A 12690-nucleotide genomic window follows, 5' to 3' on the forward strand; every position below is an offset into this window, starting at 1 on the left:
AAAAGTCTAATAAATGAACTTAAAATTTTTGAATATCTAAATTTATTCTATTAGATTTGCAGTTGCTTATGTTTTCAAATATGAGACTGGCTTCTTTAATCTGCGCTGCTGTATGTTGTATAGTAAGCAGTGCTGAGTCTCAATCCATCAAGCGCGCTATCCGTAAAGCAGAGCACTATCACTTCAAAGGTAACGAAGAAGAGGCTCAAAAGTTATTTAGTAAAATTGTCAAAGATAATCCCAACTCTGCAAAAGCGAACTATTGGTATGGTAGATACATGTTGGAAAACCCTCATTGTACTTACAAGGACTCTGCGTACATTTATATAGAAAAAGCCCAATCCTTACTAGGTAAAGAAAAGCCTACTTCTTTGGATAAACACTTTTACTTATACCTTGGCAAGGCTTATCAGCATGCACATAAGTTTGATAAAGCTGCTGAAGCTTACGAGCAGATTTTAAAAGAAAAACATACGTTATATCCTCATGTTAGTCAAGAAGCTGAATTAGGCAAAGCTCAGTGTGAGGTAGCCAAAGAGCTGAAAGCAAGATCTGATACGAATAAATATGATATTTTTAACTTGGGCGATAAAGTCAATTCGCCTAGCGCAGATTATGTACCTATTGTCGTTCCTGGAGGAATTGCTTTAATTTTTACATCTCGGAGAGAAGGAAACTTAGGTAAAAGGAGAGGGGAGGAAAGTGAGTTCTCAGAAGATATTCACATAGCAGAGCGAAAAAATACAAATCTTCCCTATGAGTGGAATGAAGAATCGCACAAGGTAGAACTCCCTAAGATCAATCGCAAGCACAACGAAGCAGTAGTGAGTATCTCTCATGACGGTAAAAAGATATATTTTTATGATGATAGAGAAGATGGTAACCAAGGGAACTTATATGAAGCAGACTTAATAATAGAACCTAATGGTAAAGTATCTTGGACAGACCCTAAACCTCTCAAAGAAATTAATACTAAGTACCGAGAGCCAAGCTTGTGTGTTACTCCTGACAATAATGTTATTTTCTTTTCCTCTGATCGAAAAGGAACAAAAGGAGGTTTGGATTTATGGTATATAAAAAAAGAAAATGGAAAATGGGGAGAACCAATAAATTGTGAAAAGCTCAATACTGAATATGATGAAGATGCGCCATACGTAACCCATGACGGTAAATACCTCTATTTTAGCGCTAGAGGCAAGCGTTCTATAGGCGGATTTGATATATTCAAAGTAAACTTTGATCCTTCCACAATGACTTTTGGTGAAGTACAAAATGTTGGATTTCCTCTGAATTCCGTAGGAGATGATATTTATATATTTACTGCAATGGGGGATACATCAGGTTATTTTACTTCTTCTAGAAGCCATGGTGTGGGAGAGAAAGATAATTATTATTTTCAACCTAAACGACTTAAACAAAAAAAAGAAGAGATACTGGCTACTGCTAAAGTTTATGAACAGTTTGGTACTTTGCGCGGAATAGTAGTAGACGAAGATACAGGCTATCCTATCGCTAACTCTGCAGTTAAGATAGAAGGAACTCCTTTTACAGCTATCACAGATAAAGAAGGAAGATATGAAATTTTAGATATACCTCCTGGTAACTATCAGGTTAGATACCACTCAGAGGGGTATCAGAGTAAAAAGATGAACATAACAATGCCAGAAGGACAAGATGTGTTCATGAAAAAGGAAATGTCTTTTGATATACGTATGAAAATCAATGATGATGTAGTTGCAAATATAGCATTGAAACGGTTACAACAAGGACAAAATTTGGCTGATACCGTTACTACTAACTTACGTGCAGAAACAGACAAAGTAAAGAACATTTTAACCAGTAAATATCCTGAAATGTTCAAAGACAATACAAACAGCTTTGATGTGTCTATCCCACTAATCAACAAACAAGATTTGGAATATATTCAACGTGTATATTTCAATTTCTATTTTGACAAAACTATAGTAGTCAGAGGACTACAAGTTAAACTAGATAGTATCGTGCGAATTCTGAATAAATATCCTAACCTTAAACTATTAGTATATGGTCATTGTGATACTATAGGTACTTATGAATACAACATGGATTTAGGTATGCGAAGAGCGAATACGATTATTAACTACTTGAAAGAAAAAGGTATTGCTGAGAATCGTATGACTCCTATTAGCTTCGGTTTCACTAAACCTATTAAATCTAACAAAACTCAAGCGGGAAGGGACGCTAATAGAAGAGTGGACTTCGGCTATGACAATGGCACATTAAAACGAACTCTAACTATTGTACGCCCACTTACAGAAGCCATAGATAAAACTCTTGACTCCTTAGCATCGCGCATGAAATTATCTAATAATAGTACAATTGAAATTAAAGTACATTTAGAGAAAAATCCGAACTATCCTAGCAGCCAAATCATGGAAATTTCTCAAAAACGTGCTCAGGTTTTGAAAGATGTACTTGTTCAAAAAGGGATAGAGAGCAGCCGTATTAACAGTTATGGTTTAGGGGATACACAGCCGATAGATACCTCAAACACTCCTAGCGCAAACTATAAAAATCGTAGAGTAGAGTTCATTCTTACTAATATAGTAGAAGAAAAAGGCGTAAGATACTAACTAACTAGCGTAAGGAATAACTTAGGTTCTCTTGGCGAGCAAGCAGAAGTTCGCCAAGAATTTTTATTTTTAATCTGCCAAGAGTTAGCTATTCAGTAGTTCTATTGCATTTTGTTTAGCGGATTCAGTTACCTTGCTACCTGCAATCAGTTTGGCAATTTCAGAAATACGTTCATCAGGGGTAAGTTTTTTTACTCTTGTAACAGGTTGCTGGTTTTCATTTTCTTTATAGACAAAGAAATGCGTTTTTCCTCTGCTAGCTACCTGTGCTAAATGAGTAATAGATATAATTTGATGGTGTTGAGCAATTCTTTCTAATAGTTTTCCTACTTTAAGGGCTACTTCGCCACTTACACCTGAATCAATCTCATCAAATATTAGAGTAGGCAGCTGCATTTTATCCGCTAAGCTTGCTTTGAGCGCAAGCATCACTCTTGCAATTTCTCCTCCTGATGCAATTTTGTGAATAGGTCCTGGCTGTATACCAATGTTTGTAGAAAGTAAAAAAATGACACTATCAATTCCATAAGGGTGTGGCTTATAATGCTTGCCGTCAATGACAATCCAGCCATCAGGTTGTTCATTGATGTAACTTTGTACTACTAACTTGGGTGAGCTAATTCCTACTTGTTTCAAATTCTCTTCAATTGCTTTGGAGATGGCTTCGGCAGCTTTTCTTCGCTTTTGATACAGTTTCAACGCTAATGCACTTGCTTCTTTGCACAAATTTTCTTTTTCTTTTATCAAAGCAGAAATATCTTCATCAATAGTTTCAATATGATTGATTTTTTCTTTTAGAATGTTTTTTTTGGCTATTAAATCTTCAACCGTGTTTGCGTTATGCTTGCGCATCAGGTGGTAGTATGTATCTATGCGCTTGTGGATAAAATCTTCTCGTTTTGGGTCCGTGTTGAGCTGGTCTGAAAGTTCTGTAAGTTGGCTGACAATGTCTTCAATGCTATAACGAAGATGATTAATTTCTTCGGATATTTTTTCTAATCGTTTGTAAAATGTGCTTACTTTATCTATTTTTTGCTGACAAACTTTAAGCAAGCCATGAATGTTATTTTCACCTTCGTACAAAACTTGTTGTGTATAATGAATAGCTTCGGCAATTTTACTGGCATTTTCTAGAGTTTGGAGTTCGGCTTCTAATTCGGGTAATTCATCAGGTTGAATGTGGGCATTTTCTAATTCTTCATACTGAAAGAGGTAAAAATCTAGGTTTTGCTTATTTTGTATAGCTTCTTGCTTTTTTTGTTCAATTTGCTGTTCTAGTTGTGTGATAGTATCATACAAAGATTTGAACTTTTCTCTTTCGGAAAGCGAGTCGCCATACACATCTAGCATACGAAGCTGCTCTGCAGGATGCATGAGCTCTTGATCTTGGTCTTGCCCATTAAAATCTACTAAATAATGTGTAATATGTTTTAGTACTTGAAGATTAACAGGTGTATCATTTATAAACGCCCGAGACTTTCCTGTGTTTGTAATTTCTCTACGAATAGTAATTTCATCACTTCTATCTAATTGATATTCTTCCATTAAGTTGTGCACGATAGAGTTTTCATCTAGCTTAAAGTTTGCTTCAACAAAACACTTTTCTGCACCTTGGCGGATAACAGCGACGTCTGCGCGATTGGCTAAAACTAAGCCTAACGCGCCCATCAAAATGGACTTACCTGCTCCTGTTTCGCCTGAAATGATGTTAAGCTCAGGTTCAAACTCTAAGTACAGTTCATCTATTAAAGCGTAGTTTTTAATATGCAGATATCGCAGCATGCTAGTTCTCTACAGCTGTATCTACAACCACTTCAGCAATATTGCTGATAGGCACTTCGTGCTTATGGTAACGTAAATCTTCTAAAATAAGTTTTTCATTGTTGGCAAATATAACATATCCATGCACAGTAATACCATCTCGTTGAATAACATTGACCTCTCTGCCTTCTATTTTTGAAAAGTTTTTAGGAAGCATTTTACCTTTTATACGTTCTTGACGTTTTCCCATACGTATTGAGTTTTGAGGGACAAAAATAGAAAAAAATAAAGTCCTAAACATAAAATAAAGACTTTGCTAAACGAACTATCAAAGTCAGGTATATTCAAAAACTTGTCTTTTTTGTTATAGTTTTGAGATATGAATAAAATAAAATTTCCTTACGGCATCAGCAATTTTGAGATACTTTCCAAAGAAAACTACGTTTTTGTAGATAAAACCTCTTTTATTCCACGATTAGAGGAAGAAAGGTTAGTATGTTTTTTACGCCCGCGCAAGTTCGGTAAAAGCTTGTGGCTATCTATTTTGGAATACTACTACGATACCAATCAAGCACACAAATTTGAACTACTTTTTGGCAAGTACTACATTGGTAAGAACCCCACACCACTGCATAACACTTACCGAATTCTCCGATTTGATTTCAGCGGTATAGATAGCAGTACCAAAGAAAAAGCTAAAAGAGGTTTTAGCGTTTCTATACAAGGAAGTTTACAGGAGTTCAATCTTAAATATACCGTTTTTGACACAGCCACACTTTCAGAAATTATTCAAAGCAGAGATGCAGAGAAAATGCTCTATTTATTTTTTAAAAATTATCCCAAAGATAAACCGCTTTACTTGCTTTTTGATGAATACGACCATTTTACGAATGATATTTTGTACCGCAGTTTGAATGAATTTGTAGAAAGTGTGTCTAAACAAGGGTATATCCGCAAGTTTTACGAAGTTATCAAAAGTGCTACGCAACAAGGAATTGTAGATAGACTGTTTATCACAGGGGTTTCCCCCTTGACTTTGGACGCCCTGACCAGCGGTTTTAACATCCTGACTAACCTTACCCACAACCTTGAATTTGAAACTATGCTCGGCTTTACCGAAGAAGAAGTACAACAATTAGTAGAATTGACTACACAAGATAAAGCTTTACAAGAAAAAGCCCTGCAAGAAATGAAAGAATGGTACAATGGATACCGATTCAATAAAAAATCTACACAAACACTGTACAACTCGGATATGGTTTTATACTATCTCAAAGAATTTGCCCGTACTCACGAAGCTCCTGACAGGTTGTTAGACCCCAACATTGCCCCTGACTATGGCAAACTCAAACAAATGTTTCAAGTGGTCAATGTGAGTAAGAACCAAGAAGTGTTAGAAGAAGTGCTGCAAAATGGCTACGTGGATGCAGAGTTAGTTACAATATACAATTTTGAAAAAGGTTTTACGACTGCGGATTTTGTCAATTTTTTGGCGTATTTGGGGAATTTGACGATTGAAAAGAGTTTGTTTGGGGACACGGTACGGTTCAGGATACCGAATAAGGTTATACAGGTTTTGTATTGGCAGTATTATGCGGAGGTGTTGCAGGAGCGGGCGGTGCTTAGAGATGATTTAGACAAGGTTCAGGAGAGTATTATTGATATGGCGTTGTATGGGGCTTATGGAGGTTTTTTGAGTTTGGTAGAGCGGTTGTTGAAGGGGCTTTCTAATCGGGATTATCAGCGGTTTGATGAGAAGTATGTGAAGTTGGTATTTTTAGCGTATATTTCGCATTCGAGTATATTTGATGTTCGGAGTGAGGAGGAGGTGAGAGGTGTTGGGTATGTAGATTTAATGTTTTTGCGTAAGCGTATGGAGGATGAACCCCATGAGTATGTGATAGAGTTGAAGTATTTGAGGAAGGAGCAGGAGGGGGAGTTAGAGAAGGTGAAAGCGGAAGGGAGGGCGCAGTTGTTGAATTATTATCGTGGGGATGAGCGGTTGTGGGGCAAGCGGTATTTACATTTGTTGGTAGTGGTGTGTGTGAAGGATAGTTTGTACGTGGAGGAGGTAGATTATTCTGCGTGAGGCATGCGGAGGGTGGGCGTTAGCCCAGTGCGTAGCGAAGCGAAGCACCGAAGCGAAAGCGTAGCCCGAAGCACGCCGACCTTGCCCACACAAGCGCAAGCGAAGTGTGGGCAAGGGCACGCCCAAAAAAAAGAATTCTATAAAAATCAAGCAAAAATACTATCAGAAGATAAACAAAGGCATTGATGCAGCCTAAAACTTAATCGGAGTTTTGTGCTATTATGATTTTAGGAATAAAGTCAGGGGGCATGTCTTTGAGTAAAATTTTGCCTTCTGCCAATTCTTCTATCCGAGAAAGCACATACTCCGTTTTTTCCAAAAGATGCTTTGTGTCTAATCCTAACGCGTGTGGCTGATAGTCTGCTAGTTTTTCCACAGCTTTGGTTAGCATGCTTTGAGCGCCTTTGAAATTCAAAAAACACAAATGATAGTATCCAATAGCTAATTGAATAATGGCTTGATAGCACCTTTTTTCTTTGCCACGAACGTCGTGCCAAATGGCTTCAAAAGTATCGTGTGCATCAAAAAAGTCTTTGTTGTTGAACTCTTGAATACCTTTCAAAAAATCAGGGTTAGATAAAGCGGGATGAGGCATATTAGAATTTGTAAGTATGTATTTCTTCGATGCAGTACTTCAAAAGCTGTATGCTATGTAACACATCTGTTTTACTTACAGTTTCTATGGTTGAATGAATGTATCGCGTAGGTACAGAAATAGCCCCTACAATTGCTCCGTGTTTTCCGAATCTTTGCATAGATGCTGTGTCTGTCCCTCCTGCAACAAGAATTTCAGGCTGCCATGGAATATTGTGTTTTTCAGCGGTTTTTTTCATAAACTCTACCATGCGTGCATCGCATATCACAGAGCTGTCCATAATTTTGATAGCTACTCCCTTGCCCAATTGCGTGCATTTTTCGTGTTCAGCAGCTCCAGGCGTATCGTAAGCAATCGTGGTATCTATGTTGATAGCAAAATCGGGATTGATTAGGTGAGTAGCTACCTGTGAACCTCGCAGACCAACTTCCTCTTGCACAGTAAATACGGCATAAAAATCATACTCATGGGTGTCTAAATAACGTAGCGTTTCTAACAAAATGTAGACTGCTACACGATTATCCAAAGACTTAGTAGAAACATAGTTACCCACTTCGACTAAGTCTCTTTCTCTTGTAACTACATCGCCTATTGAAACAATTTTTTCTACTTCTTCTTTGGGCAATCCTACATCTATTACGAAGTCTGTTATTTTTACGGCTTTTTCACGCTCTGCGGGTTCCATAATATGAATAGGTTTTGTGCCCATCAAGCCTATAATATCCTTTTTTCCATGCACGATGACTCTTTGTGCTGTAAGTGTTTTAGGGTCAAAACCGCCCAAAGGTGTAAAACGGATAAAACCTTGTTCATCTATGTGTCTTACAATGAAAGCAATTTCATCTAAATGGGCAGCGGACATGAGTTTTTTAGGGTTTTTAGCTTTACCTCGTTTTATAACATGTAGATTTCCAATGTTATCTACATACACGTCATTTTTATCTATTTTTTTAGCTTTGATTAAAGATTTTATTTGTTCATGAATAAAGTCTCGGATTTTATCCTCTCTTCCTGGCGCGCCAGGAATTTCGCATATTTGTTTAAGTAATTTTAGGTTAAACTCCATATAAGAACTGACTTGAATTTGAAAGATTTTGTTGTATTGCAAAGATAGGTACTGTTTGTAAAAACAGGTAAAAAATTTGTTTTATTTTTTGTTTTTAAGTTTCGGAATTAGAATTGAGTTGTCTTAATTTGTTAAACGTCAAACAACCAACGTGAGAAGATTTTTGTTTTAGTAGAACAAAGGTAATAAGTTGTATTTTTGGAGCGATATCATGCTTACTATTCAAGAAATTCAAGCCCCTATACAGGAAGAGCTCAAAGCTTTTGAGAAGTACTTTCGCGAAGCTATGCGGAGCAAAGTATTGTTGTTAGATTTAATTACGCAGAGCATCATCAGGCGAAAGGGAAAGCAAATACGCCCACTTTTTGTGCTGCTTTCTGCTAAGTTATGTGGTGGAATTACACCTGCTACTTATCGCGGGGCTGCTTTAGTGGAGCTACTTCATACGGCTACTTTAATTCATGATGATGTAGTAGATAACGCGGATGAAAGGCGAGGTTTTTTTAGCATCAATGCCTTGTGGAAAAATAAGGCTGCAGTATTGGTAGGGGATTTTTTGCTTTCGAGAGGTTTATTGATGTCTTTAGAGTATGATGATTTTAATTTGTTAAAAATTGTTTCGCAAGCTGTACGGGAAATGAGCGAAGGCGAATTATTACAAATGCAAAAAGCAAGAAAGCTTAACATAGATGAACCTATTTATTTTGAAATTATTCGCCAAAAAACTGCTTCTTTAATTGCAGCTTGTTGTGCTTGTGGGGCGGCTAGTACCACCGAAGATAAAGAGATTATAGAAAGAATGCGCCAATTTGGCGAATATGTAGGTATGGCTTTTCAAATTAAAGATGATTTATTAGACTATGGTACAGATGACATCGGCAAACCCTTGGGCTTGGATATCAAGGAACGAAAAATGACTCTTCCGCTCATTCATGCGCTCAATCAAGCAGGGCGCACAGAAAGACATAGAATTGTCAATATTATCCGTAACCATAACAACAATAAAGAAAAAATAAATGAAGTTATTCGTTTTGTCAAGGGTTACAATGGGATTGGTTACTCACAGGAAATGATGAGAGAGTATGTGCAAAAAGCCATTAAAGAATTAGATATTTTTGCTGATTCAGAAATTAAGCAAAAAATGATTGCATTAGTCCATTATACAATTGAACGAAATAAGTAATTGCTCTTTTTGTGTATATTTGCATATCTATATGAGTAAAAGTGCGTTTCTCTGGTTTTTTTTGTTCTTTTTCTACGTAAGTCAAGCCGATAAACCTATTCTTCCTTTGCTATATATTACTCCTGAAATGCACTTCAAAAAGGATAACAAGGCCATAAATTTAAGACCACTGAACACTATTTATGATGAGTATCAGCCCACACTTACATTAGATGAGCAAGTTATCTTGTTTGCTTCTACTCGCAGCGGAGGTATGGGAAGTGAAGACTTTTGGTACGCTAAGCGGGAAGGGGACTCTTGGGGAAAGCCTGTTAATTTTCAAGAGGTAAATACGCCTTCTGTAGATGCCGCAGCTTGTATCTCCCCTGATGGAAAAGCAGTATATCATGTACGTGATGAAAATAAGGGGACGCTTTGCGACATCTATGTTTCAATTATAGAAGAAGGTAAATGGCAAACTCCCGTAAGATTGCCTAATACTATCAATACACACTATTGGGAATCTCAGCCTAGTATTTCTGCAGATGGAAATATGCTTTTTTTTGTATCCAATCGCCCAGGAGGAATGGGCATGCATGATATTTATTGGAGTAGACGTGATCCTGTTACAGGTGAATGGCTTCCTGCCGAAAATCTCGGTAAAAACATCAATACCTCTGAATCGGAATTCTCACCTTTTATTCATCCCGATGGAAAGACCCTGTATTTCAGCTCAAATGGGCGCGTAGATTGCTACGGTGGCTATGATATCTATAAAAGTGTGTATGAAAATGGCGTTTGGTCGCCTGCTATTAACATTGGTACAGTTTTTAACTCTGAAGAAGACGACAAATACTTTGTACTTTCGCCAAATGGAGAATATGCTTACTTTTCTTCCAATAGAGAAGGTTCTTTGGGCGGACAAGACCTCTGGATGATAAAAGCCCCCAAAGAAGAGAAAAAACCTTATGTAACTCTTACAGGAGTTGTAAAAGATGCCCTTACAGACAAGGTCTTAGATGCTACACTTACTATTACAGACCATAGTGCAGGTAAAGTTATTGCAGTAGTACATACAAATAACATTATCGGCAAATATGCTGCGGTTGTCCAAGCAGGGGGAATTTATGGCATTACAATCAGCAAGGAGGGATATGCTTTCTATTCTGAATATGTTACCATTCCCGCAGAGCATGTTTTTAAGGAATTTGTACGCGATATTAAATTAGAAAGAGCAGTCAGAGGTACAAAAATGATTATGAACAATATCTTTTTTGAATCAGGTAAAGCCACACTTAACATTCAATCTTCAAAAGTTGAATTAGATAAACTTGTCAAGTTATTAAAAGAAAATCCGCATATCAAGGTTATTATCACAGGGCATACAGATAATGTTGGGCAACCTGAAAAAAATAAAATTCTTTCAGAACAGAGGGCTAACTCTGTCAAAGAATATCTTATTAAGCAAGGCATAAGTGAAAGTGTTATTACTACCAAAGGCATGGGAGATGCTCACCCAATAGCTGATAATCTTACTGAAGAAGGTAGGCGTAAAAATCGGCGTATAGAGATTGAAATTACGGAATAGGTACGCTTTAATTTTGTTCGTGTGCGGCTACGGTATTTTTCTGCTCTATTTTTTGATGTAATTTCAATTCTAAGGCTATTATTTTGTACCTTAGTTCAAATAGCCACCAGGCTAACAAAATAAAACCTATCACGCTGCTATAAAAAACGGGGCGCATGTTGGCATTCAAGCTATCATTGTAAGCACTAAAAGCAGGATTTCCATCTGCACCAGGGTGTAGGCTGTTAGTAAGTCTCGGAATGATAAAAAGTAATGGCACTAATGATGCCGCAGCAAAAATGTTGTACGAAGCACTAATTTTAGCTCGCTTTTTCGAATCTTCTATGCTGCTACGCAAAATAAAGTAAGCTAAATATATGAACACGGCAATCAAAGACATGTTTAGCTTTATATCACCGCTCCACCAAGTTCCCCATGTGTATCTACCCCATAGAGAACCTGTTAAAAGTCCTAATATCCCTAATAACACCCCTATTTCTGCCGAAGCTACGCTTTTGATATCACTGAGGTAATTTTCGGTTCTTAGGTAGAGAATTGCGTAGTACACAGACACAAACATCATCACAGTCATACTGAACCACATAGGCACATGGTAATACAAATTTCTTATAGTTTGGTGTAGAATAGGCAAGTAGGGAATATTCTGCATCAACAAGCCCCATGCTAATGCATACGTTACTAATACTACTGCTAAAATTTTGTATCCGTGTTTTTTTACCATAGTACAAAGATAACAAGAGAGTTTTGATTTTTGTTTTTGAGGATGATTAAGTCTTGTATAGATTGTTTATAATTTTTTGGGCGTGCCCTTGTGGGCAAAAGCCCACAAGGTCGGCGTGCTTCGGGCTACGCTATCGCTTCGGTGCTACGCTGCGCTCCGCACTGGGCTAACGCCCACCCTCCGCATGCCTCACGCATTTTAACCTTACAAATTTACTAACCCCACCTACTCAAAGTTTAACCTTGTATCTAAACCCAAAACAAGGTAAAGACTTAAAGCCAAACGTCGATAAACTTATGTTTCGTTATCTTTGTACTATGATAAAAATTGCTAATCCCGCTTATGATGTGGTATTTAAGTATCTCATGGAAGATAGTAAAATTGCTAAACTCCTCTTATCTGATTTATTGCAAGAGCAAATCATAGACCTAGAAATCAGACCGCAGGAATACACACTAGATGTTATCTCTATGACCGTATATCGAATGGATTTTAATGCCAAAATAAAAAATCCTGATGGTACAGAAAAAGTAGTCTTGGTAGAAGTACAGAAAGCCAAGTTCCCTACGGATATTTTACGTTTTAGGCGGTATTTAGGTCAGCAGTATGCCGCAGACCAGAACATTATCAAAACCGAGAAAAATGAAGTCAAAGCGTTACCGATTATTACGGTGTATTTTTTAGGTTATCCGTTGGAGAGTAATCCGCCGTATCCTGTATTACGCATACGCAGGCACGTTACAGATAACAGTACGCAGAAAATTATTGATGTAAAAGATGACTTTATTGAATCCTTGACGCATGATTGTGTGATTGTACAGATACCGAAGTTAAAGAAAGCACGGAAAAGTGAATTAGAGATGATTTTATCTTTATTTGATGAAAAAGAGCATAAATATGAGATTAGCATAAATGAGGAGGATTATCCTGAGCGGTATAGGGGGGTGATACGGCGCTTATTAAAAGCGGCTGCATCGGAGAAGATAAGGAAGAGCATGGAGATAGAGGATGAGATAATAGAGAGTTTTAAGATGGTAGAACGAGATAAAGAGAAATTAGCGGAGGAATTGCAGCAGGAAAGACAACGCGCAGAACA

The 12690-nt window shown here is 37.3% G+C and carries 12 protein-coding genes; 7 read left to right on the forward strand and 5 right to left on the reverse strand.

Going from position 1 to position 12690, the window contains the following annotated elements; translation table 11 throughout:
- Positions 1-80: 80 nt before the first annotated feature.
- On the forward strand, positions 81-2612 hold the full coding sequence (locus tag NZ519_02910) for an OmpA family protein (GenBank protein ID MCS7027692.1): 2532 nt from the start codon (positions 81-83) through the stop codon (positions 2610-2612).
- A gap of 84 nt (positions 2613-2696) precedes the next feature.
- On the opposite strand, the gene recN is transcribed toward NZ519_02910, so the two are convergent.
- On the reverse strand, positions 2697-4394 hold the full coding sequence (gene recN, locus NZ519_02915; GenBank protein MCS7027693.1) for a DNA repair protein RecN: 1698 nt from the start codon (positions 4392-4394) through the stop codon (positions 2697-2699).
- 1 nt (position 4395) lies between these two features.
- Positions 4396-4674, reverse strand: coding sequence for a hypothetical protein (locus NZ519_02920; GenBank protein ID MCS7027694.1), 279 nt, complete (start codon positions 4672-4674; stop codon positions 4396-4398).
- Between the two features lie 78 nt (positions 4675-4752).
- Between NZ519_02920 and NZ519_02925 the strand changes: the two genes are divergently transcribed.
- Positions 4753-6462, forward strand: coding sequence for an ATP-binding protein (locus tag NZ519_02925; GenBank protein ID MCS7027695.1), 1710 nt, complete (start codon positions 4753-4755; stop codon positions 6460-6462).
- Between the two features lie 3 nt (positions 6463-6465).
- Positions 6466-6648 (forward strand): hypothetical protein, encoded by a 183-nt coding sequence (locus NZ519_02930; GenBank protein MCS7027696.1) that lies wholly within the window; start codon positions 6466-6468, stop codon positions 6646-6648.
- A gap of 13 nt (positions 6649-6661) precedes the next feature.
- On the opposite strand, the gene NZ519_02935 is transcribed toward NZ519_02930, so the two are convergent.
- Positions 6662-7057, reverse strand: coding sequence for a DUF309 domain-containing protein (locus tag NZ519_02935; GenBank protein MCS7027697.1), 396 nt, complete (start codon positions 7055-7057; stop codon positions 6662-6664).
- Position 7058: 1 nt separating this feature from the next.
- Complete coding sequence (locus tag NZ519_02940) at positions 7059-8123, reverse strand: M42 family metallopeptidase (protein MCS7027698.1); 1065 nt, start codon at positions 8121-8123, stop codon at positions 7059-7061.
- Positions 8124-8334: 211 nt separating this feature from the next.
- Here NZ519_02940 and NZ519_02945 point away from each other — a divergent pair, with 211 nt between their 5' ends.
- Positions 8335-9306, forward strand: coding sequence for a polyprenyl synthetase family protein (locus NZ519_02945; protein MCS7027699.1), 972 nt, complete (start codon positions 8335-8337; stop codon positions 9304-9306).
- Between the two features lie 31 nt (positions 9307-9337).
- Positions 9338-10873 carry an OmpA family protein gene (locus NZ519_02950; GenBank protein ID MCS7027700.1) on the forward strand — a complete coding sequence of 512 codons (1536 nt, stop codon included), beginning with the start codon at positions 9338-9340 and terminating at the stop codon, positions 10871-10873.
- A 7-nt stretch (positions 10874-10880) separates the two neighbouring features.
- On the opposite strand, the gene ccsA is transcribed toward NZ519_02950, so the two are convergent.
- The gene (gene ccsA / locus NZ519_02955) at positions 10881-11594 is read right to left on the reverse strand and encodes a cytochrome c biogenesis protein CcsA (GenBank protein MCS7027701.1); all 714 of its coding nucleotides are present in this window, start codon (positions 11592-11594) and stop codon (positions 10881-10883) included.
- Between the two features lie 90 nt (positions 11595-11684).
- Here ccsA and NZ519_02960 point away from each other — a divergent pair, with 90 nt between their 5' ends.
- Together NZ519_02960 and NZ519_02965 are read left to right on the forward strand one after the other, a co-directional pair.
- The gene (locus tag NZ519_02960; GenBank protein ID MCS7027702.1) at positions 11685-11813 is read left to right on the forward strand and encodes a hypothetical protein; all 129 of its coding nucleotides are present in this window, start codon (positions 11685-11687) and stop codon (positions 11811-11813) included.
- Positions 11814-11911: 98 nt separating this feature from the next.
- On the forward strand, positions 11912-12690 hold a 779-nt coding region (locus NZ519_02965; GenBank protein ID MCS7027703.1), incomplete at its 3' end, for a hypothetical protein.

Source organism: Bacteroidia bacterium (assembly GCA_025056095.1).
In the GTDB taxonomy this organism is placed as follows: Bacteria; Bacteroidota; Bacteroidia; order JANWVE01; family JANWVE01; genus JANWVE01.

Coding starts and splice junctions, on each gene's coding strand:
- NZ519_02940 (MCS7027698.1), bottom strand. CDS start 8,123: ATGGAGTTTAACCTAAAATTACTTAAACAAATATGCGAAATTCCTGGC.
- recN (MCS7027693.1), bottom strand. CDS start 4,394: ATGCTGCGATATCTGCATATTAAAAACTACGCTTTAATAGATGAACTG.
- NZ519_02950 (MCS7027700.1), top strand. CDS start 9,338: ATGAGTAAAAGTGCGTTTCTCTGGTTTTTTTTGTTCTTTTTCTACGTA.
- NZ519_02925 (MCS7027695.1), top strand. CDS start 4,753: ATGAATAAAATAAAATTTCCTTACGGCATCAGCAATTTTGAGATACTT.
- NZ519_02935 (MCS7027697.1), bottom strand. CDS start 7,057: ATGCCTCATCCCGCTTTATCTAACCCTGATTTTTTGAAAGGTATTCAA.
- NZ519_02930 (MCS7027696.1), top strand. CDS start 6,466: ATGCGGAGGGTGGGCGTTAGCCCAGTGCGTAGCGAAGCGAAGCACCGA.
- NZ519_02945 (MCS7027699.1), top strand. CDS start 8,335: ATGCTTACTATTCAAGAAATTCAAGCCCCTATACAGGAAGAGCTCAAA.
- NZ519_02920 (MCS7027694.1), bottom strand. CDS start 4,674: ATGTTTAGGACTTTATTTTTTTCTATTTTTGTCCCTCAAAACTCAATA.
- ccsA (MCS7027701.1), bottom strand. CDS start 11,594: ATGGTAAAAAAACACGGATACAAAATTTTAGCAGTAGTATTAGTAACG.
- NZ519_02910 (MCS7027692.1), top strand. CDS start 81: ATGAGACTGGCTTCTTTAATCTGCGCTGCTGTATGTTGTATAGTAAGC.